20 protein-coding genes and 3 tRNA genes are annotated in these 23,089 nt (G+C 74.2%); 5 read left to right on the top strand and 18 right to left on the bottom strand.

Translation table 11 applies throughout. From position 1 onward, the window contains the following. Window positions 1-8: 8 nt before the first annotated feature. The 4 genes from CNX65_RS00835 to CNX65_RS00820 all read right to left on the bottom strand — a co-directional run bounded on the left by CNX65_RS00835 (window position 9) and on the right by CNX65_RS00820 (window position 3,793). On the bottom strand, window positions 9-632 hold the full coding sequence (locus tag CNX65_RS00835) for a putative glycolipid-binding domain-containing protein (RefSeq protein ID WP_096491056.1): 624 nt from the start codon (window positions 630-632) through the stop codon (window positions 9-11). Next, window positions 629-802 carry an antitoxin gene (locus CNX65_RS00830; protein ID WP_096491055.1) on the bottom strand — a complete coding sequence of 58 codons (174 nt, stop codon included), beginning with the start codon at window positions 800-802 and terminating at the stop codon, window positions 629-631. Before CNX65_RS00830 ends, CNX65_RS00835 begins: the two co-directional genes overlap by 4 nt. Before the next feature lie 138 nt (window positions 803-940). Continuing rightward, entirely contained in the window at window positions 941-2,191 is a 1,251-nt protein-coding gene (locus CNX65_RS00825) for a thioester domain-containing protein (protein ID WP_096491054.1), read from the bottom strand. A gap of 387 nt (window positions 2,192-2,578) precedes the next feature. Continuing rightward, entirely contained in the window at window positions 2,579-3,793 is a 1,215-nt protein-coding gene (locus CNX65_RS00820; RefSeq protein WP_096491053.1) for a DNA cytosine methyltransferase, read from the bottom strand. An 82-nt stretch (window positions 3,794-3,875) separates the two neighbouring features. Between CNX65_RS00820 and CNX65_RS00815 the strand changes: the two genes are divergently transcribed. Beyond that, window positions 3,876-4,676 carry a hypothetical protein gene (locus CNX65_RS00815; protein ID WP_096491052.1) on the top strand — a complete coding sequence of 267 codons (801 nt, stop codon included), beginning with the start codon at window positions 3,876-3,878 and terminating at the stop codon, window positions 4,674-4,676. Here CNX65_RS00815 and CNX65_RS00810 read toward each other — a convergent pair. After that, the gene (locus CNX65_RS00810; protein ID WP_096491051.1) at window positions 4,666-6,093 is read right to left on the bottom strand and encodes an ATP-grasp domain-containing protein; all 1,428 of its coding nucleotides are present in this window, start codon (window positions 6,091-6,093) and stop codon (window positions 4,666-4,668) included. The two genes, CNX65_RS00815 and CNX65_RS00810, sit on opposite strands and share 11 nt — an antisense overlap. 150 nt (window positions 6,094-6,243) lie before the next feature. Further along, window positions 6,244-6,471 (bottom strand): hypothetical protein, encoded by a 228-nt coding sequence (locus CNX65_RS00805; protein WP_157767434.1) that lies wholly within the window; start codon window positions 6,469-6,471, stop codon window positions 6,244-6,246. Window positions 6,472-6,588: 117 nt separating this feature from the next. Here CNX65_RS00805 and CNX65_RS00800 point away from each other — a divergent pair, with 117 nt between their 5' ends. After that, entirely contained in the window at window positions 6,589-7,419 is an 831-nt protein-coding gene (locus CNX65_RS00800) for an NAD-dependent epimerase/dehydratase family protein (RefSeq protein ID WP_232519656.1), read from the top strand. A 58-nt stretch (window positions 7,420-7,477) separates the two neighbouring features. Here CNX65_RS00800 and CNX65_RS00795 read toward each other — a convergent pair whose 3' ends face one another. After that, window positions 7,478-8,893, bottom strand: a complete 1,416-nt coding sequence (locus tag CNX65_RS00795; RefSeq protein WP_157767432.1) for an SdrD B-like domain-containing protein — start codon at window positions 8,891-8,893, stop codon at window positions 7,478-7,480. Window positions 8,894-8,971: 78 nt separating this feature from the next. Between CNX65_RS00795 and CNX65_RS00790 the strand changes: the two genes are divergently transcribed. Both CNX65_RS00790 and CNX65_RS00785 read left to right on the top strand, forming a co-directional pair. Then, window positions 8,972-9,787, top strand: a complete 816-nt coding sequence (locus tag CNX65_RS00790) for a serine hydrolase domain-containing protein (RefSeq protein ID WP_096497537.1) — start codon at window positions 8,972-8,974, stop codon at window positions 9,785-9,787. Between the two features lie 121 nt (window positions 9,788-9,908). Next, complete coding sequence (locus tag CNX65_RS00785; protein WP_157767430.1) at window positions 9,909-12,116, top strand: hypothetical protein; 2,208 nt, start codon at window positions 9,909-9,911, stop codon at window positions 12,114-12,116. A gap of 75 nt (window positions 12,117-12,191) precedes the next feature. Here CNX65_RS00785 and CNX65_RS00780 read toward each other — a convergent pair whose 3' ends face one another. From CNX65_RS00780 to CNX65_RS00745, 8 genes are all read right to left on the bottom strand, one after another. Beyond that, window positions 12,192-12,926, bottom strand: coding sequence for a hypothetical protein (locus tag CNX65_RS00780; RefSeq protein ID WP_177154578.1), 735 nt, complete (start codon window positions 12,924-12,926; stop codon window positions 12,192-12,194). 181 nt (window positions 12,927-13,107) lie between these two features. Further along, window positions 13,108-13,180: transfer RNA gene (locus CNX65_RS00775), tRNA-Arg, on the bottom strand. Window positions 13,181-13,220: 40 nt separating this feature from the next. Further along, window positions 13,221-13,309, bottom strand: a tRNA-Ser gene (locus CNX65_RS00770). Window positions 13,310-13,467: 158 nt separating this feature from the next. Continuing rightward, on the bottom strand, window positions 13,468-15,426 hold the full coding sequence (locus tag CNX65_RS00765; RefSeq protein WP_096491045.1) for an acetoacetate--CoA ligase: 1,959 nt from the start codon (window positions 15,424-15,426) through the stop codon (window positions 13,468-13,470). A gap of 323 nt (window positions 15,427-15,749) precedes the next feature. After that, complete coding sequence (locus CNX65_RS00760; RefSeq protein ID WP_096491044.1) at window positions 15,750-16,508, bottom strand: ESX secretion-associated protein EspG; 759 nt, start codon at window positions 16,506-16,508, stop codon at window positions 15,750-15,752. Then, window positions 16,505-17,860 carry a PPE domain-containing protein gene (locus CNX65_RS00755; protein ID WP_157767426.1) on the bottom strand — a complete coding sequence of 452 codons (1,356 nt, stop codon included), beginning with the start codon at window positions 17,858-17,860 and terminating at the stop codon, window positions 16,505-16,507. Before CNX65_RS00755 ends, CNX65_RS00760 begins: the two co-directional genes overlap by 4 nt. Further along, window positions 17,845-19,491: a hypothetical protein gene (locus CNX65_RS00750; protein WP_096491042.1), complete on the bottom strand. Its 1,647-nt coding sequence runs from the start codon at window positions 19,489-19,491 to the stop codon at window positions 17,845-17,847. Before CNX65_RS00750 ends, CNX65_RS00755 begins: the two co-directional genes overlap by 16 nt. 131 nt (window positions 19,492-19,622) lie before the next feature. Then, a complete protein-coding gene (locus tag CNX65_RS00745) occupies window positions 19,623-20,306 on the bottom strand; it encodes a dienelactone hydrolase family protein (RefSeq protein WP_096491041.1) in 684 nt (227 codons plus the stop codon). 121 nt (window positions 20,307-20,427) lie between these two features. Here CNX65_RS00745 and hisC point away from each other — a divergent pair, with 121 nt between their 5' ends. Continuing rightward, window positions 20,428-21,495, top strand: coding sequence for a histidinol-phosphate transaminase (gene hisC, locus CNX65_RS00740; protein ID WP_096491040.1), 1,068 nt, complete (start codon window positions 20,428-20,430; stop codon window positions 21,493-21,495). A gap of 51 nt (window positions 21,496-21,546) precedes the next feature. Here the strand turns inward: hisC and CNX65_RS00735 are convergent, their stop codons facing one another. The 3 genes from CNX65_RS00735 to CNX65_RS00725 all read right to left on the bottom strand — a co-directional run bounded on the left by CNX65_RS00735 (window position 21,547) and on the right by CNX65_RS00725 (window position 23,036). Next, complete coding sequence (locus CNX65_RS00735) at window positions 21,547-22,296, bottom strand: sulfite exporter TauE/SafE family protein (protein ID WP_096491039.1); 750 nt, start codon at window positions 22,294-22,296, stop codon at window positions 21,547-21,549. A 210-nt stretch (window positions 22,297-22,506) separates the two neighbouring features. Then, window positions 22,507-22,591: transfer RNA gene (locus tag CNX65_RS00730), tRNA-Ser, on the bottom strand. 13 nt (window positions 22,592-22,604) lie between these two features. Continuing rightward, window positions 22,605-23,036, bottom strand: coding sequence for a MarR family winged helix-turn-helix transcriptional regulator (locus tag CNX65_RS00725; RefSeq protein ID WP_096491038.1), 432 nt, complete (start codon window positions 23,034-23,036; stop codon window positions 22,605-22,607). Window positions 23,037-23,089 lie beyond the last annotated feature (53 nt).

Genomic DNA, 23,089 nt, shown 5'->3' with positions numbered 1-23,089 from the left:
CCGCTGCGTCAGATCCGCTGCGCCACGTTCGGGTAATCCACGACCAGCCCCTCGGCGTCCACGGTGACGTCCTGCTCGCCGTCCTCCGCGCGGAGCGCCACGACCGAGCCGCCGTCGCCGACCGACGCGGTGCGGTAGCCGCGCCGCACGACGGTGACGTCCAGGTCGGGCAGGCTGACCCGCACCACGGGCAGCTCGGCCTCGCCGGGCTCCCGGTGCAGGCCCAGCCGCCGGATCGGGATGGCCGCGAACAGCACCGCGAACTCCACGTCCACGTCGACCGCGCCGTCGAAGTCGGCCCGCTCGCCGCCGTGGCCCCGGTCGACCATCCAGACGCCGTCGGAGGAGCGGCTGAGCGAGACGTGCCGCTCCTCGGCGACGGTGGCGGTGCGCAGCAGCAGCCGCGTCACGGAGCCGTCCTCGCCGACCGACAGCTCGAAGGAGCCGTTGAACTGCTCGGCGGGCCCCGAGGCGACGATCCGGCCGGACGCCCTGAGCTTGTGCTCGGACACCAGCACGCGGACCTGCTCCAGCCTGGGCACCGCGCACCCCTGCCAGGTGACCATGCGAGCGGCGGCGCGGGACTCGCCCTGCTGGGCGGTGGCGCGCTCGGCCGTCCTGGCGGTGCTCACCGCGCACCCGGCAGGGCGTCCTTGGCCTTCTTGGCCACCGAGTGGACCTGCTCCTGGTGCCCGAGCCGGTCCGAGATGAAGTCCGCCGCCTGGTCGATGCCCTTCTCGACCGTCTCGTGGTGCTGCTCCAGCAGCTCCGTCGCCTTGTTCTTGATCTCGTCGAAGTTCACTCTGGTGCTCCTTCGCACTCGCTGAGCGAGGTTACCGGACCGGTCCAGGGCCCGGAAACGCCAAACGGCTCCCTCCGGCTGGACCGGGGGAGCCGTTCGGGCTACCGCGAGGGCTCGTTCACGCCCTCACAGCTTCGTTCACGCGGTCTTGCGGCGGCGCATCACGATCATCGCGGCGGCGCCCGCGCCCAGCAGTCCGAGGCCGATCAGCAGCGGCACGAAGATCGAGGCGCCGGTGGAGGCGAGCTCGTCCTTCTCCGCGACGGGGACCGGGCTGGCCGAGGTCTCCGGGGTGGAGGACTCCGGCGTGCTCGGGTTGCTGCTGCTCGGGGCCGGGGCGCTCGGGGAGGTGCTCACCGAGGTGGTGGTCGGCGGCGTGGTGACCTGCTCGGCCTTCCAGCTGGCGGTGGCCTCGGCCTTGACCGTCACCTGGCTCGGCAGCGCGACGACGAGCGACTGGGTCTTCTTGTTCTTGTCGCTGCTGACGAAGAGGCGACCGCTGTTCAGCTTCGCGTCGGCCTGCAGGGAGAAGGAGACCTGGCCGTCCTTGGCGCCCTCGGGGACCTTGACGAAGACCTTCTCGAACTTGGTGTCGGCGGAGGCCGACGCGTCGCCCTTGGCGGCGGTCTTCAGGGTCGCGCCCGCGGCGTCGACCAGGGTCACGCCCTGGGGCAGGTCGGCCTTGAGGACGACGGCGCCCGCGGTGGTGCTGACCTCGAACGGGCCGATCAGGTCGCCCGGCTTGCCCGACTGCGTCTTCGGGGTGATCGCCAGCGAGGGAGCGGGCTGCTCCTTGATGCCGACGTTCTTCTCGCCGATCAGGTAGGCGTAGACCGCCTTGACGTCCTCGTTGGTCTGGCGGTCCCGGTCCTTGGTGGTGTCCAGGTCGGCGCCGTCGCTGAAGTGCCAGATCGCGGCCTGGGTGGCGGCGATGGCCTCGCGCTTGCTGACCGACTTGCCGGTCGCCTCGCTCAGGACGGAGGCGTCCTTGACCGGGTAGCTGTTCTGGAGAATCCAGTTGATCTTGTCGGCGTTCTCCTTGAACTTGGTGCCCGAATTGGGGTGCTCGCCCCACGGGACCTCGGTCAGCGGAGTGCCGTTCTCCAGCGGGGTCGGCAGCTCGACGCAGTACGCCTTGACGCCGGTGGTCTTGCCGTCTTCCTTGACCTTCAGCGCGATGAGGTTGGCGCCGAGCCAGTTGTCCTTGTCCTTGTGACCGGACATCTTGACCTCGATGCCCTCTTCGTGGAACTTCGCGAAGTCGGGATCGTGCCTCGGGATCGGGAGGATCTCGATGGCCGTCGCGGAAGCGGGCAGGGCGGCGGTGGTCAGCGCGATCGAAGCACCGAGGGCGATTGCCCCAGCACGCTTCAACAACCGGGATGCCATGTTTCTCCTAGAGGCTTCGCAGGTAGCCCGATGGGTGGTGCAAGGCGTCGGTTCTCTGCCGCCTCGACGGACCGCCTGACCAGGGGTCGACACCGAAACGACAGGAATCGGCCGAACCCTATCCGATCGAGTTTCACCCAATCGAGTTTTGGGAACACCCTGCGTACAAAACTCTGACCTGCGGAAACCCAGAAGAGTGGTCCACTGTGGACGGTCGGGTGATCATCCACAGTGGCCGAAACCAAGATCCACTGACTGTTAAAAGACAGGTCCAAAGTCACAAGCAACCTTGAAACGCGGTGCGTTTCACCAGGTCAGCACGTGTTGATCATTTGTTGGACCTGAGGTTTTCCAGTGATTCGAGTCCACAACGTTATGGAACGGTGATCAAGCGACCAGGCTCGGAACCAGCGCGGGCCGGATGTCGCTCGGACGCAGGGACGTGCCGGGAAGGCACAGTTCACGGGCGGTGGGGCGCTCTCCGGAAAGCATCCAGCGCACCAGCGAGGCGAGCTGGTAGGAGATCAGCGGCGGCACCGCGTCGCCCAGGTGCCGGTACGCGTTCCCCAGCACGGAGACGTCGAACCGGAACTTCCGGGGGAATCCCTGGAGAAGGGCCATCTCACGCACGGTGCACAAGCGGTGCTGTTCCGGGTGCGCGTAGCGACCATTTCCGACGTGGGCGCATTCCCGTTTGATGGTCCGCGCGGGCTCGTCCCACCACATCCGCCCGTAGACGTCCGGGTGCGAACCCCACCGGCCCGCCTCGATGATCTTCACCTGGGCGGGGTTCAGCAGCAGCTCGGTGTCCGGCGCGCCGACGAGGTCCGCCCACGAGCCGCCGTCGACCGGGATCGCCCGCATCCGGTCCAGCGAGCGGTCCGCCCGGAACGACGGGGAGACGTGCATGGCGTCGTCCGGGTGCGCGTAGCCCGCCGGGATGGGCGGCAGCTTGCCGATGGCGCGCCGCACCGTCACGGCGGCGGGCCGCACCTCCCGGCCGCGCCACACGTCCTCCAGCGTCCGCAGGGGGATGCCCGCGTCCACCGCCACCACCACGGCCCGCTCGCGCAGCTGCGGCAGGCCGAACCGGGACAGCATGTGCGAGGAGGCGTTCACCTCGTAGCCGAGCGCGATCAGCTGCTCGGCCAGCCCGTCCAGGTGGTGCCGCTGCTTGCCGCGCACCAGCTCGCGCGCGTTCTCCATCAGCAGCACCTTGGGGCGCAGCTCGGCCACGAACCGGGCCACCCGGCCGACCAGCGAGTTGCGCGGGTCGTCGCGCAGGTGGTTGGCCGCGGTGATCCGGGTGAAGCCGGAGCACGGCGGGCAGGCCACCAGCACGTCCAGCTCGCCGCGCCGCAGCCCCCACACCTCGCGCAGCACCGCCGGGTCGATCCGGCCGAGGTCGACCTGCAGCGGGTCGATGCCGATGTTGTCGCGGTAGACGTTGTTGCACCGCAGCGAGCCCAGCGGGGACGAGGGCTTGCCGATCTGCGCGTCCGCCGCGCCGACGACGGTGAAGTCGCGGTGGGTTCGGAACCCGAGGCTCATCCCACCCGCGCCGGAGAACAGGTCGACAACCTTGTAGGTGGGTCCGCGCACGGCGGTGATCGTACGGCGGTCACGGGGCGACACCGCGCCGTGGTCGCCCCGTTCGGACCAGTCATCCCGTAGCTTCCCCGGCATGGAACTGCCCGCGGCCTGGTGGCGGCCGGACCCCCTGCGCGGGGTGGAGGACGTGCCGTGGCGCGCGCTCTCCGGCGGCCGAGGCGTCGACGACCTGCTGAAGGCCGCCGCCGAGGGCGAGCCCGGCGCGTGCGACGGGCTCGCCGCGCGACTGCTGGACCAGGACACGGTGTCCGAGGCGACGGTGCGCGCGGTGCCGTTCCTGGTGGAGCTGGGGGCCGGTTACAAGGTCCCCGCGGACACCCGCGATCGGGTGATATTCCTGCTGGCCGCGATCGCGCTCGCGGGCGCGGGCTTCACCGAGGGCGGGACGCGGCGCACCCGCAGGCGGTGGAACCGGCTGGGGCGGGAGCTGCCCCGGCGGCAGCCGGACCTGATCACGCAGGCGCGGCAGGCGGTCGCCGAGGGCGCGCCGAAGGTGTTCGACTCGCTGGGCCTGGCCGAGGTGGCCTGCTCGATGGCGCTGGCGATCGCCGTGCCCGAGGCGGCGCCGCAGCACGTGGTGGACGTGGCGCACGGCATCGCGTTCGCGGGCTCGTTCCCCGAGCCGCTGCAGGAGTCGGCGGTGGTGGCGCTGCACCTGGTGCACGGCTGGGAGTGCGACGAGTCCTGGGTCTACGCGATAGCGCAGGGCGACCCGGAGCTGCTGCGCGCCTACGAGGAGGGCGCCTTCCCGCCCTACCAGCCGTCGGTGGTCACGTTGCAGCTGCTCGGCTTCCGGTACGCCTTCCTGGCCGCGTACGGCCAGGAAGGCGTGCTCGGGATGGACCTGCTCGGGGGCGAGCCGGTCACGCCGTGACGAACACCTGCTCCACGACCGGGGCGGGCTGCTCGTCGTCGGCGATCGGGACGGCGGGCTCCAGCGGGCCGAAGCCGGTGCCCCACTCCTGGTCGGCGAGCGCGAACGCGGCGACGGTCAGCGCGGCCACCGGGCGGCCGAGCTGGAGCTGGTCGGCGGTGAAGTCGAGCTCCAGCTTGCCGCCCAGCGGGGACGGCTTGAGGCGCAGCGCGCCGTGCGGGGTCTCGTCGGGGTGCGCGAAGCGGCAGGCCCACTCGGAGAACACGATGGGCCGCTCCACGGTCTCGGTCGGCTGCACCGCGCGCACGTTCGCGCCGACCGACCCGTGCCGGTAGGCGTCGGCGGCCGAGACGAGCAGCTCCTCGAACTCCATCGAGGACACCCCGAGGTCGTGCCCGGCCACCAGCGCCACCTGGACGAGCGAGAGCGGCAGCTGCGGCAGGGCGTCCTCGAAGCACACCATGGCCCCGCCGTACCGGGTGTTGATCTCGGTGGGCAGGAAGCCGTCGGCGGTGGCGATGCCGTCCAGGGTGAACGTGCCCCGGTAGTCCACGGTCTCGCGCAGCCGCTCGCCGACCCGGCGGGCCAGGTTGCGCATCTGCTCGCGGATGCGGGCGGGCGGGTCGTAGTAGGACGCGCAGCCCGCGTAGAGGAACCGGGCGGACCCGGCGCGGCGCGGGACGACCATCTCGATCGGGCGCAGCACGGCGGTGCCGTCCGGGAAGACGATGCCGTGCACGCTGACCGGGATGCCCTCCAGGAACGGCATCACGCGGACGAAGTCGCACTTGGGCGCGAGCACCTCGAAGGCGTCGCGGGCCTCCTCGCGGTCGCGGACGCGGCGCACGAAGTTCGCGCCGCCGTTGATCGCCGGGCCGTCGCCGGACCACACCGCGCCCGCGCCCCGGTCGAGCCGGAGCGTGGCCTCCCACAGGGCGTCAAAGTCGAGCCCGAGCACCTCGGCGGGGGCGCGCGGCGCGGACAGCTCGTCCCACAGCGCGTCGACGGTGGTCTTGTTCTCCAGCTCCACCCACTCGGGGCGGCGCGCGCTGAGGACCGGGCGGCCCGCGAACGAGGGCACCTGGGAGTAGGGGGTGCTGATCACCAGGGCTTCGCCCTCGGGGTCGAACTCGTCGAGCACCGCGCGGACGCGCTTGCCCGGCGAGGTGAGCAGCTTGGTGAGCCGGTTCTGCTCGGTCGCGACGAAGCCGCCGATGCCGAGCGGCACCCAGCGGGCGCGTTCGGAGTCGTGCAGGGGGGCGTGGTCGTCCGTCGACAGCACGAGCGTGTGGCGCGCGCCGAGCTGGTGCAGCTCGTTCACGCGATTGCTCAGCCGCGTGCCCCCGGCGAGGACAACCCGCCGGTCGCCGAACAAGGTGCCGAGGCGCTCCTGGAGCGCGAGGAGGACATGATCCATCGCCGAGGACTCGCTTTATGAGAAGCAGATGAGAGCACCGGCGAGCGCCGGGTGCCACGCACTGTAGAGGCACCCGCGCGGATCGGCGAAGCACGGTGGGGCAACGAGCGGATGAAACTTGCCGATAGGTGTGGATCTAGCCTCGCGAGATCATCGAGCGGCCTCGCGAAGCACCAGGTCAACGCGGTCCAGGAAGGCGCGCCTCCCCCTCGGTCGGGTGACGCCGATCGCCAGCGCCAGCAGCGTGTCGTCGTCCGCGCGGGAGGGGTGCGGGGAGGGGGTGGAGTCGGCCACGGCGGCGGCGGTCCGCAGGAAGTGCTGCCGCTCTGCCTCGCGTTCGGCGTGCTCGGCGAGAGCGACCTCGATCGTTCTGGGCATGACGGGATGCGGGTAACTCACTCGGGTGGTATCGGCGGAACAGAACCACACCTTTAGGGCCAATTTCCCACCATTTGCCGTCAACCGAACAGGTGGTGGCGTGATCGTATGTCGCCCATGCGGGTATTGGTCACGGGCGCACGGGGTTACGTCGGCCGCGCGGTGGCGGCGGAGCTGTCCGGCGCGGGGTGCGAGGTGGTCCCGCTGGGGTGCGACGTGCGCTCCCCCGGGGCGCGGGACGCGGCGCGGTCGGTCGACGCGGTGGTGCACCTGGCCGCGCTGGCGCGGGTGCGCGAGTCGTTCGGGCGGGCGCTGGACCACTTCGACGTGAACGTGGCGGGCACCGCGAACCTGCTGCGCGCCGGGCCCGCCCGGTTCGTGCTCGCCTCCACGGCCGGGGTGTACGGCGCGCCGGGCGTCCCGGTGCTGTCCGAGGACGTGCCGCGCGCGCCCGCGAGCCCTTACGCGGCCTCGAAGGCCGCCGCCGAGGACCTGGTGCGCTGGGCCGCGCCGGGCGGGGTGGTGCTGCGGCTGTTCAACGTCGCGGGCGGCGGCGACCGGGACGACACGCGGATCGTCACCAGGGCGTGCGCGGCGGCGTCCGGGCGGCTCGGGCCGCTGGCGGTCCACGGCGACGGCGGCGCGGTGCGGGACTTCGTGCACGTGCGGGACGCGGCGCGGGCGTTCCTGGTCGCACTCGGGCTGGACGGCGGGGTGTTCAACGTGGGCGCGACGGCGGCGAGCGTGGCCGACGTGGTGGCCGCCGTGGAGGAGGTCACCGGACGGCCGCTGGCCGTCGAGCACCACCCGGCGCACCCCGGCGAGGTGCGGGAGCTGCGGTCGGACTCGGCGCGGCTGCGCGCGGCCGGGTGGGTCCCGGAGCGGTCCGGGCTGGTCGAGCTGGTGCGCGACCAGTGGCTCAGCGAGACCGCCGCCGGGTCGCGCTGACCGCGAGGCCGTTGAGCGCGGTCCGAGCCGGTGGAACCGGTGCGCCACCAGGAGCTGCTCAGCGAACCCGCCGCCGCGACGCGCTGACCGCGAGGCCGCCGAGGGCGACCAGGAGCGCGCCGAGCGGGGCCAGCGCGCGGACGTCGGCCCCGGTGGACGCGAGCGCCCACGCCTGGGCGGGCGCGGGCCCGGCGGTGATCGGCCCCGTGGTGACCGGCCCTGCGGCGGGCGCGGTCGTGGTGGGCGCGGTGGTCGTGGGGGACGTGCCGATCGGCCCGGCGGTCGTCGTGGGCGGGGCGGTCGTGGGCGGGGCGGTCGTGGTGGTCGCCGCGGGCTGAGGCGCGGGTGGCTGGAACGCGAAGTCGCCCGCCGCGGTGGCCTGCTCCCCCGGCGCGAGCGCGACGGCGCGGCTGGTCGGCCCGGTGTAGGTGGCGGGCGGGGTCGCCGACACCAGCCGGACCGTCCAGGTCATCGGCGGCAGCCGGTCGAAGGCGTAGCCGCCCGAGGCGTCCGCGGTCGTGGTGGCCAGCACCGAGCCCTGCGGGTCGCGCAGCTCCAGCGCCGCCCCCGCGACGCCCGCCTCGCCGGGGTCGCGCACGCCGTCCCGGTCGGCGTCCGCGTACACCGAGGACGTGATCGCGCCGGTGCCCAGGCACGCGGTGAAGCCCGCGACGCGCACGGTCATGGCGTCCGCCACCGAGTCCGCGGGCTGCGGGAGGACGGTGACCCTCGGGTCGGCCAGCTCGGCGGCCTCGTCGTCCGGGCCGTTGGAGAGGTCCAGGCGCAGCGCGGTGACCGGCTCGGCGGTGCCGCGCACCAGGGTCGCGCCCGGATCGCCGGGCGGGAGGGCCCCGTCGACGCCGAGCGCGTACGGGCCGCCCAGCCCGGTGCCCGTGCCGCTGGTGGCGACGGCGGTGCCCGCGCGGACGGCGGTCACCACGACCTCGTCCTGGTGCGAGTGCCACGGGTCCTGGGCCGGGACGGTCCCCAGCCCGACGTAGTCGATGCCCCCGACGGTGAAGTCCGGGACGACGACCGGGCGGGTGAAGCGGACGGTGTACGAGACGGTGTCGCCCACCGCCAGGCTGTTCATGCCCGCCGTCAGGTAGCCGGGGCCGTAGCTCGACAGGGTGCCGGTCCTCGGGATGGCCGCCCAGCCCGGCAGGTCGGCGGGGCGGGCGGCGGCGAAGTCGGCCAGCGGGTTGCTGTCGTCGGCGTTGCGGGAGGCCGGGTCGGACAGCACCACGGCCACGTCCAGGTCGGTGCCGCCGACGTCCTCGACCTGCGCGTCCACCACGTTCGCGGGCCACTCCAGGCCGGGTTCGTCCCAGGTGACCGGCACGCCCTCGGTGCCCGCCGGGCAGTCGGACGGGGCTGCGGAGGCGGTCAGCGCGGGGGTGGACGCGGCCAGCGCCACGACGACCACCACCAGCGGGAACGACTTGCGGGACAACGCCGACCTCCAGTGCCGCACGGCTGCCCGCCCATGGTGGGCCGGACGCCGGGCGACCGCAGTGCGGCGGGACCGGGACCCCCTGGCAGAGTGGTGGCCGTGGAGAGCTTGCGCGCGGTGTCGCAGTGGCCGGTGGACAGCGCGGCGGTGGCCGCGGTCTCCTCGGACGGCCGGGTCCTGGGGTCGCACGGGGACCTGGGGCGGCGCTACCCGCTGGCCTCGGTGACCAAGCTGCTCACCTCGTACGCGGTGCTGGTCGCGGTCGAGGAGGGCGCCGTCGAGTGGGACGACCCGGCGGGCCCCGAGGGGTCCACGGTGCGGCACCTGATCGCGCACACCTCCGGGCTGGCCTTCGACTCCGACAAGGTCCAGGCCGCCCCCGGCGAGCGCCGGATCTACTCCAACCGGGGCTTCGAGGTGCTCGCGGACGCCGTGGAGCGGTCGAGCGGCATCGCGTTCGGGGACTACCTGGCGGAGGCGGTGCTCGGCCCGCTCGGCATGGGGTCGACGGCGCTGGAGGGCTCCCCCGCCGCGGGCGGGGTGTCGACGGTGGCGGACCTGGTGGCGTTCGCGGCGGAGGTGCAGTCGCCGAAGCTGGTGTCGGCCGGGCTGGTCGCCGAGGCGAGGACCGTGGCGTTCCCCGGCCTGAAGGGCGTGCTGCCCGGTTACGGGCTCCAGCGCGAGAACGACTGGGGGCTGGGCTTCGAGATCCGGTCGGCCAAGTCGCCGCACTGGACCGGCACGACCAGCTCCCCCGGCACGCACGGGCACTTCGGGCAGAGCGGCACGTTCCTGTGGATCGACCCGGCCCTGTCGGCGGCGTGCGTGGCGCTGACCGACCGGCCGTTCGGCGAGTGGGCCGTGGCCGCGTGGACCCCGTTCACGGACTCGGTCGTGGCGGAACTGGCCCGTTAGGGCCGTTCGGGTGAAGTTGTCGGGCACGAAAGCGTGTGAGCGGGGTAACCGGCCGGTCAACTCGTGTTGGCCCGGCGCTCGGTTGTGACAGCCTGACCCCGCCGGGGAGGTGGGGTTCGGGGTGAGTGCGCGGACTGGGGAACTGCTGGGCGTCGACCTGGAGGACTGCTTCGTCTTCCAGAACGGTCGGCTCTACCCGTGCGAGGTGTGGAGCCGGGCGCGGATCGGCGTCGCGAGCCGGGCGCACGACGCCGCCTCCGGCAAGCCGGTCGAGTGGTCGCGCAGGTTCCGGGGCGAGGTCGAGCCGCTGTTCCGGCTGGGCGTGGTGCGGCTGACCGGCGCGGGACCGGAGCCGGTGCCGGACGCCGACCTGCACGCGGGCCTGCTCGCCGGGGACGCGGACGAGCGGCTGGTGCTGGTGCGCCGCCCCGACGTGCCCTACCTGGACGTGCCCGAGGTGGCGGACACCCCGGTGCTGCCGCAGGCGCTCGCCGAGGCCGAGGCCGCCGTGCTCGCGGGCGCCCCCGAGGGGTGGCGGGAGCTGGTGCTGGGCTGCCGGTTCTTCCGCGCACAGGCCGAGTTCCGGGGCGAGGTCGTGCTCGCGGACGGGAGCACGCGGTCGTGGACGCCGCCCGCGCTGGTGGCCCAGTGGCTGCACCGGCTGCGGATGACCGACCACCGCACGGCGTGGGACTGGCGGTTCGCCCCCGGCGCCGAGGTGGTCAGGGAGGGGCGGTCCGAGCCGCCCGCGCCCGAGCGGCCGGGCAACAACCGGTGCGAGCTGATCGGCCCGGTCGGCGTGTTCGACGGGCACGCGCCGCGCTGGTACCGGCCCCCGGTGGGCGAGGCCGAGCTGGAGGCGGTGCTCGGGTACCTGCGGGGCGCGCCGGTGGTGCTGGAGGCGGGCGGGTTCGTCGAGGACCTGGTCGCCGAGCAGACCGGCGGATCGCGGGAGACCGAGGTGCCGCTGACGCACCACACGGACGGCGTGCTGACCTGGACGAGCGCGGTGCCGTACTTCCTGGAGCGGCACGGGGTGCCGCCGCACCCGGCGCTGGTGCGGCGGATGCGCGAGCGCGACTACGCGGTGGGCGGGGTGTCCGAGTTCGGGCTGCGCCGGGGCGAGGTGTTCGCGGGCGACGACCTGGCGCCGGGGTTCCGGGAGGGGCGGACGGCGTGGGCGAGCCTGCAGAAGGCGCTGGCGCCGGTGCGGGGGTTCCTGGAGGGGCACGGGCTGGCGCTGGAGGACACCGAGTCGACCGGGTGGGTGGTCGAGGTGGCGCCGTACGACGGGTACCTGGTGAAGCCGCACGGGTCGGCGACGGGCGAGGAGTTCGACAGCGCGGAGCACGCGGCGATGTACCTGCTGGGGAGGTTGTGCGCGGAGCTGGGGGCGCCTGCCGCCCCGGCTCCGGTGGCTGCGGCTCCGGTGGCTGCGGCTCCGGTGGCTGCGGCCCCGCCGCCCGCCGCCCCGCTCCTGCCCGCGCAGCACTCCCAGCCGCTCCCGGTGCAGCACCCGCACTCCCAGCCGCTGCCGGTGCAGCAGGCCCAGCCCGCGCAGCAGTCGCTCCCGCTGCCCGTGCCGCCGCCCGGCGTGCGGACCCCGCCGCCGTGGCAGGCGCAGCCCCCGGCGCCCCAGGAGGGCCAGTGGCGGCCCGGCCCGCACACGGTCACCACCAGCAACGGCCCGACGCACCCGAAGCACCCTGGGATGCCGCCGGTCACGCCGGAGCTGCTGGCCGCGCAGCGCGCCAACCGGCAGCCGTACGTGCGGTGCGTCGACCCGGCGGTGAACCACCCGCGCTTCGCGGGGGCCGTGCCGGACTGGGCGGTGTACGGCGCGTACCTGGCGAACCCGGCGACCGGCGAGCTGACCGGTGAGGCGGTGCTGAACAGCGAGTACCGCCCGAGCCCCCGGCACCTGGGCTTCCCGGAGCCGAGGACGGAGCTGGAGGCGGTGCTGGGCCTGGTCACGGCGGGGTGGCTGCCCGGCGCGGCGGCCGGTGACGCGGCGCTGCGCGCGAAGCTGTTCGTGGTGATGCGCGGCCCGGACGAGCTGCCGGTGATGGTGAGCACGGCGGGCGCGCGGCTGATGGAGGTCTACACGTCCAGGGAGCGGTTCCTGGAGGGCGTGCGGCGCACGGCGGACGGCAGGCCGCAGGACCACGTCGGGGTGTTCGAGGAGGAGCAGCTGGTGGAGGTCGACGCGCACGCCCTGCTGCCGTCGATCCACAACGTGGTGCTGGTGATGAACCCGCGCACGGGCCTGACCACGCGGGTGGCGGGCAGCGCCCTGGTCGCGGCGGCGAACCGGCCGGTGTTCCGCTGAGCCGCGGGGGCCCGCTGCGGCGCAACGGGCCTCCGCCTGCCGGTCTCCGGCACCCGCAGCCCCATCCCCGCAGCCTCACCCCCGGAGCCGCACGACCGCCGTCCAGGACTGGGCCTCGCCCATCCGCCAGGTGGCGACCGCCTCGTGCGGCGGGGCGTCCCACGGTTCGCGCGCGCCGAGGTAGTGCGCCCCGTGCGCGCGGGCGGAGTCCTCGGTGCGGCACAGGTGCTTGAGGTGGTCGCGCACACCCGCGTGGCCGACCGCGTCGAGCGCCCGGTCCCACTCGGCGGCGACGCCGTGCGCGGGCGAGAGCCCGACCAGGCCGTCCGGCCCCCGGTGCAGTCCGGTGGCCGTGCGCAGGGCGTCGAGCAGGGTGCCGTCGACGCGCGCCCGGAGCAGCACCTGCGGGTAGGCGTCGGCGAGCTCCCCGGCGTCGATCCCGCGCTCGACGAGCAACCCCCCGAGCTCCCGCCCGGAGACCCACCGCCCGTCCAGCTCGGGCACCCCGACCTCACCGCCCCCGCCGTCCTCCCCGGCCCGGAACAGCGTGCCGCCGAGGTCGACCGCCCAGTGCGGCGCGACGAGGTCCCACCCGGCCAGCAGCTCGCCGAGCACGGGCAGCTCCGCGAACGGCGCCCCGACCACGACCCCCTCGGCGAACGGCCGCGCCGGGAACCCCTCGTCGAACAGCTCGGCGGACATGTCGGGGCAGCAGTGGAACACCGCGTGCTCCCCGGCCACGTCACCGACCGGCTTTCCCAGCAACGCCGAGAACCCGTCCTCGAGCGCCTTCTCCCACTCCGGACCCACGACCACCCCTGGAAGCGCGAACTGCGGAACGAGGGGCATTGTGCGCCGGTGCACCGACAGCGGAACCGCGCGCGACCCGGTCACGTGATCCGCGGCACAGCGGTTCACGGGTTTCGGGAAATCAGGCGAGAACGAATCAGGGCCCGGTTCCATTTCTGGAACCGGGCCCTGATTCATGATGTGCGCCCGAAGGGATTCGAACCCCTAACCTTCTGATCCGTAGTCAGATGCTCTATCCGTTGAGCTACGGGCGCGTGTTTTTCTTCAGTTATCACCCTATCACACCGGGTGTTGCGGAGGCTCCGGGATTTGAACCCGGGATGGGGGTGAACCCAAACCGCATTAGCAGTGCGGCGCCATAGACCAGACTAGGCGAAGCCTCCCGAGCAGCCCCTCGGCTACGACGCATAGATTACACACATCCCCATCTAACTAGCAAAACGCCCCCCTCCCCACACGATCTTCGCTGGTCAGGGCCGCCGCGAGCGGCACGGGGGCGTCCGACTTCCGCAGGTCGTCGGACGCCCCCGTGACGTTCATCTCAGCGAGAGATCCAGTTCAGGAACGGGAGCAGGGCGTCCGGGTTGCGCAGGGCGTCCCGGCTGACCGCCCGCTCGGGGTCCGCGCCCGCCAAGACGCGCTTCACCGGCACCTCGCACTTCTTGCCGTTCAACGTCCTCGGCACCTCCGCGACCTCGACGAACCGGTCGGGGACGTGCCTCGGGGAGAGCTGGGTGCGCAGTCGCGCGCGCAGCTCCGGTTCCACCTCGGCCAGCGGCGCGCCCGCGTCGAGCACGACGAAGCAGAGCAGCTCGCCGTCCGGGTTGGCCGCGTCCGAGGTGTCCACGACGAGCGAGTCGGCCACCCCGTCGACCGCCTCCACCACCCGGTAGAACTCGCTCGTGCCCATCCGCACCCCGCCCCGGTTGAGCGTGGAGTCGCTGCGCCCGTAGATGACCGCGGTGCCCCTCGGGGTGATCCGGATCCAGTCGCCGTGCCGCCACACCCCCGGATAGGTCTCGAAGTACGCCTCGCGCAGGCGCGCGCCGTCCTCGTCGCCCCAGAAGAACACCGGCATCGACGGCATGGGCCTGGTGACCACCAGCTCGCCCACCTCGTCCAGCACGGGCCGCCCCCGCTCGTCGTACGCGGCGACGGCGGCGCCGAGGGCCCGGCAGGACAGCTCGCCCACCCACACCGGCAGGTCCGGGGCGGCGGCGACGAAGGCGGTGCACATGTCGGTGCCGCCGGAGACCGAGGCGGTCTGCACGTCGCCCACCGCGTCGGCGACCCAGCGGAAGCCCTCGGGGGTGAGCGGGGCCCCGGTGGAGCCGACCACGCGCAGCGCCGACAGGTCGTGGTCGTCGCGGGGGCGCAGGCCCGCCTTCAGGCACGCCTGGAGGTACGGGGCCGAGGTGCCGAAGTAGGTGACCCGCTCCTGCTCGACCACCCGCCACAGCGCGGACAGGTCGGGGTGGCCGGGGCTGCCGTCGTAGAGCACGGCGGTGGCGCCGACGAGCAGGCCGGAGACCAGGTAGTTCCACATCATCCAGCCGGTGGTGGTGAACCAGGTGAACCGGTCCCCCGGCCCCAGGTCGGAGTGCAGGGCGAGCATCTTCAGGTGTTCGAGGAGGATGCCGCCGTGGCCGTGGACGATGCCCTTGGGCAGTCCGGTGGTGCCGGACGAGTAGAGCACCCACAGCGGGTGGTCGAACGGGACCGGGTCGTAGGCCGGTTCGGCGCCCGCGTGCTCGGCCAGCAGGGCGTCCCAGTCGAGGGTTCCCGGCTCGTCGCCCCCTCCGACCAGGACGGTGGCGAGCAGGGACGGCACGGCGGCCCGCACCCGCGCCACGACCGGCCGCACGTCGTAGTCGCGCCCGCCGTACCGGTAACCGGGCACGGCCACCAGCACCTTCGGCGTCACCTGGGCGAACCGGTCGACCACGGCGGGCGCGCCGAAGTCCGGCGAGCACGAGGACCAGGTGGCGCCCAGCGACGCGGCGGCGAGGAAGGCGATCAGCGCCTCCGGGGTGTTGGGGACCAGGCCGACGACGCGGTCGCCCGCGACCACCCCGAGCGCCCGCAGCGCGGCTCGGGCGGCGGCGACCCGCGCGCGCAGCTCGGCGTAGGTCAGCTCGGCGCGGTGGCCGTCCTCGCGGCGCAGCACGACCGCGACGCCCTCGTGGCGCAGGGCGTGCTCGGCGTAGTTGAGGGTGGCTCCGGGGAACCAGACCGCGCCGGGCATGGCGTCGACGGCGAGCACGCGCTCGGGGGGCGAGTGGAACCGGGTGGAGGTGAACTCGGCCAGCGCGCCCCAGAAGCCCTCCAGGTCGCTCGTGGACCACTCCCACAGGCTCGGGTAGTCCGGGAGGTCCAGGCCGCGCTGCGCGCGCAGCCAGTCGCGGAAGGCGGCCATGCGGCTCGCCGCGACCCGATCGGGGTCGGGGGTCCACAGGGGCTCCGGCGAACCGGCGGCGGTGCCGGTCTGCGTGTCGGTCATGCACCGTTCCTAGCCGATGGGGGCGGCCCGGACCATGCCCCGAGCGGCCGTCGCGGCGGAACGGCGGGTGGTGGGTGCGGGTGGGCAGGTGGCGGGTGGGCGCGAGGCGGTGCGGCGGGCCCGGCGCAGGCGGCTCCGGGCGGGGCCGCGGGCGCGGTGGTGCGGCGGGCGTCCGGCCCGGTGCGCCGGGCGCGCGGTTCGGTGCGCCGGGTGCGGCGGGCGGTGCGACCGCGCGGGCGGGGCGCGTGGCGCACCGGGCGGCGGCCCTCCGGCCAGCCGCCCGGTCAACAGTTTCGGTCAGCGGTTTCGGTCAGCGGTCCCGATCAGCGACCGGCCGCCACCACGCCCTCCAGGGCGCTGGTGAGGCGCTGGGCGTTCGCGGGCGCGAGCACCAGCCACGGGCCGTCGCGGCGGACCAGGTAGCGGCCCTCGCCGGTGTCCAGCCAGGACACCGCGCCGCCGGTGGGCCGCAGGTAGCCCGCCCGGTTGCGGGCGATCACGGCGACCTGGCCGCCGCCCCTGCGGGAGATCACGGCGCGCAGCAGGGTGTTCGCCTCCGGCTCGCGCACGCCGACCGACCGCAGCGCCTCCAGGAAGCCCTCGGCCCCGTCCACCCGCCCGGCCTCGCCCGCGGCGAGGTAGTCGGTCCAGCGGACGCTGACCGAGCGGCCGGAGCCGGTGGGGGCGGCGGGCAGGGTCGCGATGGTCTTGGTGGCGAGCGCGGTGGCGTGGAACGAGGTGAGCTGGACCTGGCCCGCCGCGCGGGCGGCGAACGCGCCGTGCCACGCGGCGGTGGCCAGCCCGCGCCCCTGGTCGCCGCCCCTGGAGAACACGACCTCCAGGCCGATCTCGTACTCGCCGAGGCCGCGCAGGATGTCGTGCAGCTGCTCGTCGGGCCGCTGCACGGTGCCGAGCCCGCGCCCCGCGAGCGCGCGGGACGCGGACTCGACCAGACCGGCGCGCTCAGCCTGGGTGTGGCCGTAGTGCCTGACGCCGAGCGGCACCGGGACGTCCGGACCGTGGACCGACTGCCAGAGCAGGAAGAACTCCTGCTCGCTCAGCCGGAAGACGCGCTCGGTCACAGGCCGATCACCGGGGGGGCTGCCTTGCGGTCGACGCCGAAGACGTTCTCGTCGTCCTCCAGGTAGTCCGGCCGGTTGCGCGAGTCGTTGCCGCCGCCGCCCATGCCCGCCGCCATCGGGGGCGGCGCGGCCATCGGCGTGGCGCCGATCATGCCGTGCTGCGGGGTGACCGCCTTGGACGCCTGGAACTGGCTGGTCACGCCACCGGGCGAGCCGGAGGCGCCGTGGCCGGAGCCGATGTTCGCGGACGAGCCGCCCGCGCCGATCGGGGTCGCGCCCAGGGGGCTGCCGCCGGACCCGCCGGAGGAGCCGGAGCCGGACGACGGGACGCGCCCGCGCGCGAAGACCCCGCCGCCACCGCCGTAGCCGCCCGCGCCGCGTCCCGCGCCCGCGGGCATCCGCCCGGCCGAGCCGCCCTGCTGGCGCTGCCGGTCCGCGCTGCTCTGGCCGGTCGTGGCGGCCGGGTTGACCACGGCGGAACCGCCTGCGCCCGCCGGGCCGTCCGCCGTCGCGCCGCCCGGCGCGAGCGGGGCCTGGGCGCCGGGGGTCGGGGCGGCGACCGGGTTCACCGGGGCGCTGAAGCTGGGGACGGTCAGGTCGACCGCGTAGGAGTTCTGCTGGAACATCGCCATGACCTCGGCGGCCTGGCGGTGCGTGGCGTCCGCGACGGCGGTCGTCTCGGCGGCCGGGGCGGCGACGGTGTCCAGGCCCGCGAACGACTCGGGCGTGGTGGTCGTGCGGCGCAGCGCCGAGCCGAGCGTCGACGAGCCGGTCAGCGCGGACTCGGCGGTCGAGGTGGCCGGGACGTCCGCGCCGCGCGCGATCGCCGACGGGACGAGCGCCTGGTCGGCGCCGGGCGCGACGGCGGCGGGCAGCGTCGGCGGCACGGGCGCGGGCATCTGCTCGCGCGCGGTGACGACGTGCTGGATCTCCTCGTTGATGCAGGTGGCGACGTTGTCGGCGTGGTCGCTGGTGTTCTGCGCCCACTTCATCACCGACTCGAGGCCCTCGCGGGCGCGGTCGGCGGTCTCGCCCTCCCACGCCTGGCTGGACTGGTTGATCGCCTTGACGAGCAGGTCGCGGACCTCGCCGAGGGACTTGCCGATGCCGCTCCAGCCCGCCTTGGCGCTGGTGGCGCTGTCCAGGTCGACGCCCGTGTGCACCATGTCGTAGAGCTCCTGGTGCGTGTAGGTCATCCAGTCGACCTTCTGCCCCAGCTCGGACGGCTCGTTGCCCCGGCCGTAGCCGCCGTGGCCGCCGCCCTCGTGGTCGCCACCGCCCTGGTTCCCACCGCCGTGGTCGCCGTTGTTCCGGTGGTCGCGCTGCTCGCCTGCCATCAGTGGTGCCCCCACCCGGACTTGTTGAAGTTGTCCCTGGCGTCGTCGTCCGCGTTCCTGATGTTCCGCGCCGCTCTGCGGATCGTCTCCTCGACCTCCAGGAGGATGCGCAGGAAGTCGCCGATCACGTTGACCGCCGAGGACTCGTCGCCCACCGCGAGGTCGTGCAGGCGCTTGCTGATCGAGCGGCCGACCCAGTTGTCGCCGAAGCGCAGCTCCACGTCGAGGCTGGTGAGCGCGGTGACGTGGACGGAGCTGACCATGTCGCGGGCCTCGGTGATCAGCTTGAGCAGCTCGTCGACGGACTGGTTGTCCATCGCGAGCTTGACCTGGCCCTTGTCGACGGCGTCGAGCGCGGCGCCCGCCTTCTCCAGGTCGGCCTTGGCGGCCCCGGTGAAGCTGGCGTCGCCCTCGGCGGGGTCGGCTGCGGCGGCGGCTGCGCCCGCGGTCGTCGCGCCCGCGGTCACCGGGTCGGCGGTCGCCGGGTCGGTGGTGGGCGTGGTGGGCGCGGGGGTCGGGGCCGAGGCCGCGGTGGTCGTCGGGTCGGTGGTCTGCGGGGGCGCGGCGGGGAGCGGGGCGGCCGGGATCGGCGCGGCTCCGGTCGTCGCGGCGGGCTCGGTGGTGGCCCCGAGCGGGACGGCGGCCACGAGGTCGGCGGGGTCGACCACCGGTTCGGCGGCCGTCGCGAAGGTCGGGTCCTCGATCGTGCCGGAGATCGGCTCGGCGGCCGTCGCGGTGGTCGGGTCGGCGGTCGTCCCGGTGGCGCCCGGAGCGGCGGCGGGGCCGGTCGCGCCCGCCGCGGCGGTCGTGCCCGCCGACATGCCGCTCGGCGCGGCGGTCGTGGGCAGCACCGGGGGCGCGTCCGGGGTCTGGTGCGCGGCGTTCTGGGCCGCGGCGGGGGCCGGAGCCGCCGCGGGAGCGGCGGGGGTCGCGGCCGGGCTGACCGGGCCGTGGACGAGCTGACCGCCCTGCGCGCCCGCCGCCTGCGCGGCCTGGGGCTGCGCGGACTGGGGCTGCGCGGACTGGGGCGCGGGCGGGATCGGGGTGGCGCTGCCCGCCGCGGTCGCGCCGCCGGGCGGCGTGCTCCCCGGCGGGGTGGTGCGCGCGCCACCGGGCTGGGCGCCCGGCACGACCTGGGTCGCGGCGGGGCCCTGCCCGGTCGACGCGGCCCTGGCCTCGGCCGCGGTGATCCTGTGGGTCGCGGAGGACGCGGGCAGGGCGTGCGCGAGGTCCTTGAGCGAGATCGTCTGGGTGGTGGACTGGGTGGCGGCGCGCCCCGCCTCGGCCAGCTCGGCCGGACCGAGGTGCTTCGTCGCCCCGTCGGGGATCACCCCTTCAGGGTGACCCGTACGGGTGATGCCCTGGATGAGGGTCGTCGTGGCGGGCGCGACGAGCGCGGCCACGTCCAGCGCGGACAGCACCCTGGTCGCCGCGGTGCCCGGAGCCTCGGTCCCGTCCTCCTCCTCGGCGCGCGCGGGTGCTCCCGGAGGGCCGCCGAGCGCGTGCGCCGCCGCGACGTCACCGGGCCGCACGACCTGGGTCGACGCCGTGTCGGCGGGTGGCGTCGGGCCGGTCGCGGGCGCCTGCGCCCCGAGGAAGCCCGCGGGCGCGGCTTGCGTCAGCCGCACCGTGTTCCCGTCAGTCATCCACTACCCCCTAGCACTGCGTTCTCGCCGCAACCTCGCCGCGCGTTACCGGCGCGCGCGGCCACACGCCCTGGACGCGCCCCCTTAGATGTACCCGCTACCCAAGTTGGTTCCAAGGGGTAGCGAAATGACTACCGGAGATGCGAATCGAACCAGTTCAGGGCGCGCTGCCACGCGTCCGAGGCGTTGGACGGCGAGGTGTCGAAGCGGTGCTCGGAGTCGTCGTAGCGGACGACGTCGGTGGCCACGGGGGCTCCGGCGGCGGCGTCGCGGAGCTTGGCGACCTCGGCGGCGGGCACCCCGTCGTCCGACGCGCCGTAGAGCCCGAGCCACGGGCAGGCCAGCTCCTGCGCGAGGTCGACCAGCGGGGGCAGCCCGGCGGCGAGCGGTTCGAGGACGCCACCGCCGCCGACGGTCACCGCCGCGCCGACGCTGCGGCTCGCCGCGACCGCCATCGCGACCGACCCGCCGAGGTCGAAGCCCATGACGCCCATCAGGTCGGCGCTCACACCGCGCTGGCCGAGCCAGACGAAGGCCACGTCGGTGTCCGCCAGGACGGACTCGCCGTCGAGCCCGCTGACGGCCGTGCCCGCCTGGTCGTCGTCGAGCTCGTCGTCCGCGTACAGGTGGGGCGCGACGGCCAGCCACCCCTCGGCCGCGAGGCCGCTCACCAGACCGCGCACGGCGTCGGTGACACCGCGCGCCTCGTGCAGCACGACCAGTCCGCCGCGCACGGCGGACTCCGGCTCGGCGACGGTCATCCGCAGCTCGCGGCCGTCGGTGAGCTGGAGGGTCTCGATGCGGGTCTGCTTCATGTCCCAACCCTTCCACGCCGGGGTGAACAGCGGTCAACGTGAGGATCCGTACTCCGCGTGTGCAACATCTCGGTTTGCAGGGGATAACGTGCAGGTCGGACCCGGAACAAGGAGACCTTGGATGAGCGTGCGCACCCGCCCGGACCTCTCGCTGCTGCCCCCGTACGTGCCGGGCCGGAGCGTGCCGGGGGCGATCAAGCTGGCGAGCAACGAGGTGTCCGCAGGACCGCTGCCCAGCGTGGTGCGGGCGATCGCGGACGCGGCCACGTCGGTCAACCGCTACCCGGACAGCGGGTCGGGGGCGCTCGTGGAGCGGCTGAGCGGGAAGCTCGGGGTGCCCGAGGAGCAGATCGCGGTGGGGTGCGGCTCGGTCACGCTGTGCCAGCAGCTCGTGCAGGCGACCTGCGGCGAGGGCGACGAGGTGCTGTTCCCGTGGCGGTCGTTCGAGGCGTACCCGATCATCACGCAGGTCGTGGGCGCCACCCAGCGGCGGGTGCCGCTGACCTCGGGGCACGGGCTGGACCTGGACGCGATGGCGGAGGCGATCACGCCGAGCACGCGGCTGGTGTTCGTGTGCAACCCGAACAACCCGACCGGGACGGCCGTGCGCACCGAGGAGGTGGAGCGGTTCGTCGAGCGGGTGCCGGACGACGTGCTGGTGGTGCTGGACGAGGCGTACAAGGAGTTCGTGGACGACCCGCACGTGCCGGACGGGGTCGAGCTGGCCAAGGCGCACTGGTCGCGGGGGCGGGACAACGTGGCGGTGCTGCGGACGTTCTCCAAGGCGTACGGGCTGGCGGGGCTGCGGGTCGGGTACGCGGTCGGGTCGCCGGAGGTCGCCGACGCGCTGCGGAAGGTGTACGTGCCGTTCGGGGTGAACGCGCTGGCGCAGGTGGCGGCGATCGCGTCGCTGGACGCCGAGCCCGAGCTGCTGGAGCGGTGCCGGGGGCTGGTCGTGGAGCGGGGGCGGGTGCGGGCGGAGCTGCTGGCGGCCGGGTACGAGGTGCCGGAGACGCAGGCTAACTTCGTGTGGCTGCCGCTGGGCGAGCGGACGGCGGCGTTCAACGAGCACTGCCTGGACCGGAAGGTCGTGGTGCGGGCGTTCGCGGGCGACGGGGCGCGGGTGACGATCGGGTCGCCGGAGGAGAACGAGGCGTTCCTGGCGGCGGCGCGGTCGTTCGAGCGCTGAGGCCGCGGCGCGGGCGGTCCCCCTCTTGCGGCGGGGCCGCCCCGGCGCCGGTCAGGCGAGCAGGAGCTGGGCGATGGCGGCGAGCCCGACGAGGACGATGACGCCGCGCAGCACGGGCGGCGGGAGCCTGCGGCCGACCTTCGCGCCGATCTGGCCGCCGACGACGGCGCCGAGGGCGAGGAGCAGGACGACCAGCCACTCGACGTCGGCGATGAAGATGAACAGGACGCCTGCGACGAGGTTCACGAAGGCGGTGAGCACGTTCTTGAGGGCGTTCATGCGCTGGAGCTGGTCGTCCACGAGCACGCCCATGAGCCCCATGACGAGCACGCCCTGGGCGGCGCCGAAGTAGCCGCCGTAGATGCCCGCGAGGAAGATCCCGGTCCAGAGGGCGGCGCCGCCGTGCGCGGGCCGCCTGCGCTCGGCGAGCTTGCGGTTGATCCACGGCTGGGCGACGACGAGCACGAGGGCGACGGCGATGAGCACGGGCACGATCGCGGAGAACGCCGACTCGGGCAGCACGACCAGCAGGACGGCCCCGACGATCCCGCCGAGGACCGAGGCGGGCAGCAGCCGCTTGATCCGCTCCCCCTGGCCCTTGAGCTCCTCGCGGTACCCGTAGGCGCCGCTGAGCGAGCCGGGGACGAGGCCGAGGCTGTTGGAGACGTTGGCGACCACGGGCGGGTAGCCGATGGCGAGCAGGACGGGGAAGGTGACGAGCGTGCCGGAGCCCACGACGGTGTTGATGGCGCCCGCGAACATCCCCGCGAGGGCGACGACGACCGCCTCGAACACCGTCATCACGTGCTCCCCGTTGGTCGCGGATAGTGCGCGGACGCTAACACCGGGTGCCCGGCGTTGTGGCGGGGCGGCGATCCATCTCACGATCACTTGCGGCGGGGGGGGGCGGAGCGGTGCGCGGTTTCCGGTGTGATCGGAGGTCGCTGGAAAAGCCGAAGGGCCGTTCCACCCGAAAGGGGAACGGCCCCGCGCGAACTTTGTGACCACTTGCGGAAGCGGAGGGATTTGAACCCCCGGACCCGTGAAGGTCTCCCGCTTTCAAGGCGGGTGCATTAGGCCGCTCTGCCACGCTTCCCTGCGCGACGAGGTTACCCGTCCACCCCCCGCAGGTGCGTGATGACCCGGCTGAAGACCTTCGCCAGCACCTCCTGCTCCTCCGGGCTGAGCAGGTCCACCATGTGCTCGCGCACGCCCCGCACGTGCGTCGGGGCGGAGTTCTGCAGGACCCGCGCGCCGTCGGCGGTCAGCTCGGCGAACACGCCCCTGCCGTCCTCGGGGCACTCGCGGCGCCTGACCAGGCCCTCCTTCTCCATCCGCGCGACCTGGTGCGAGACCCGGCTCTTGGACGACGCGACATCCTCCGCCAGCTGGGACATCCGCATCCGGCCGCCCGGCTGTTCGGAGAGCCGCACCATGACCTCGTAGTCCGCGAGCGACAGGTCGTGGTCGGTCTGGAGCTCGCGGTGCAGCCGGTCCGAGAGCATCGCCGCCCCGACCACGTAGTTGCGCCACGCGCGCATCTCGCCCTCGTCCAACCACCGCGGTTCAGCTCCCACACCGCACAGGCTAAGGC

This window comes from Actinosynnema pretiosum (genome assembly GCF_002354875.1).
In the GTDB taxonomy this organism is placed as follows: domain Bacteria; phylum Actinomycetota; class Actinomycetes; order Mycobacteriales; family Pseudonocardiaceae; genus Actinosynnema; species Actinosynnema auranticum.
The sequence above is the reverse complement of the archived record's forward strand: the minus strand, read 5'-3'. Positions and strand labels throughout refer to the sequence as shown.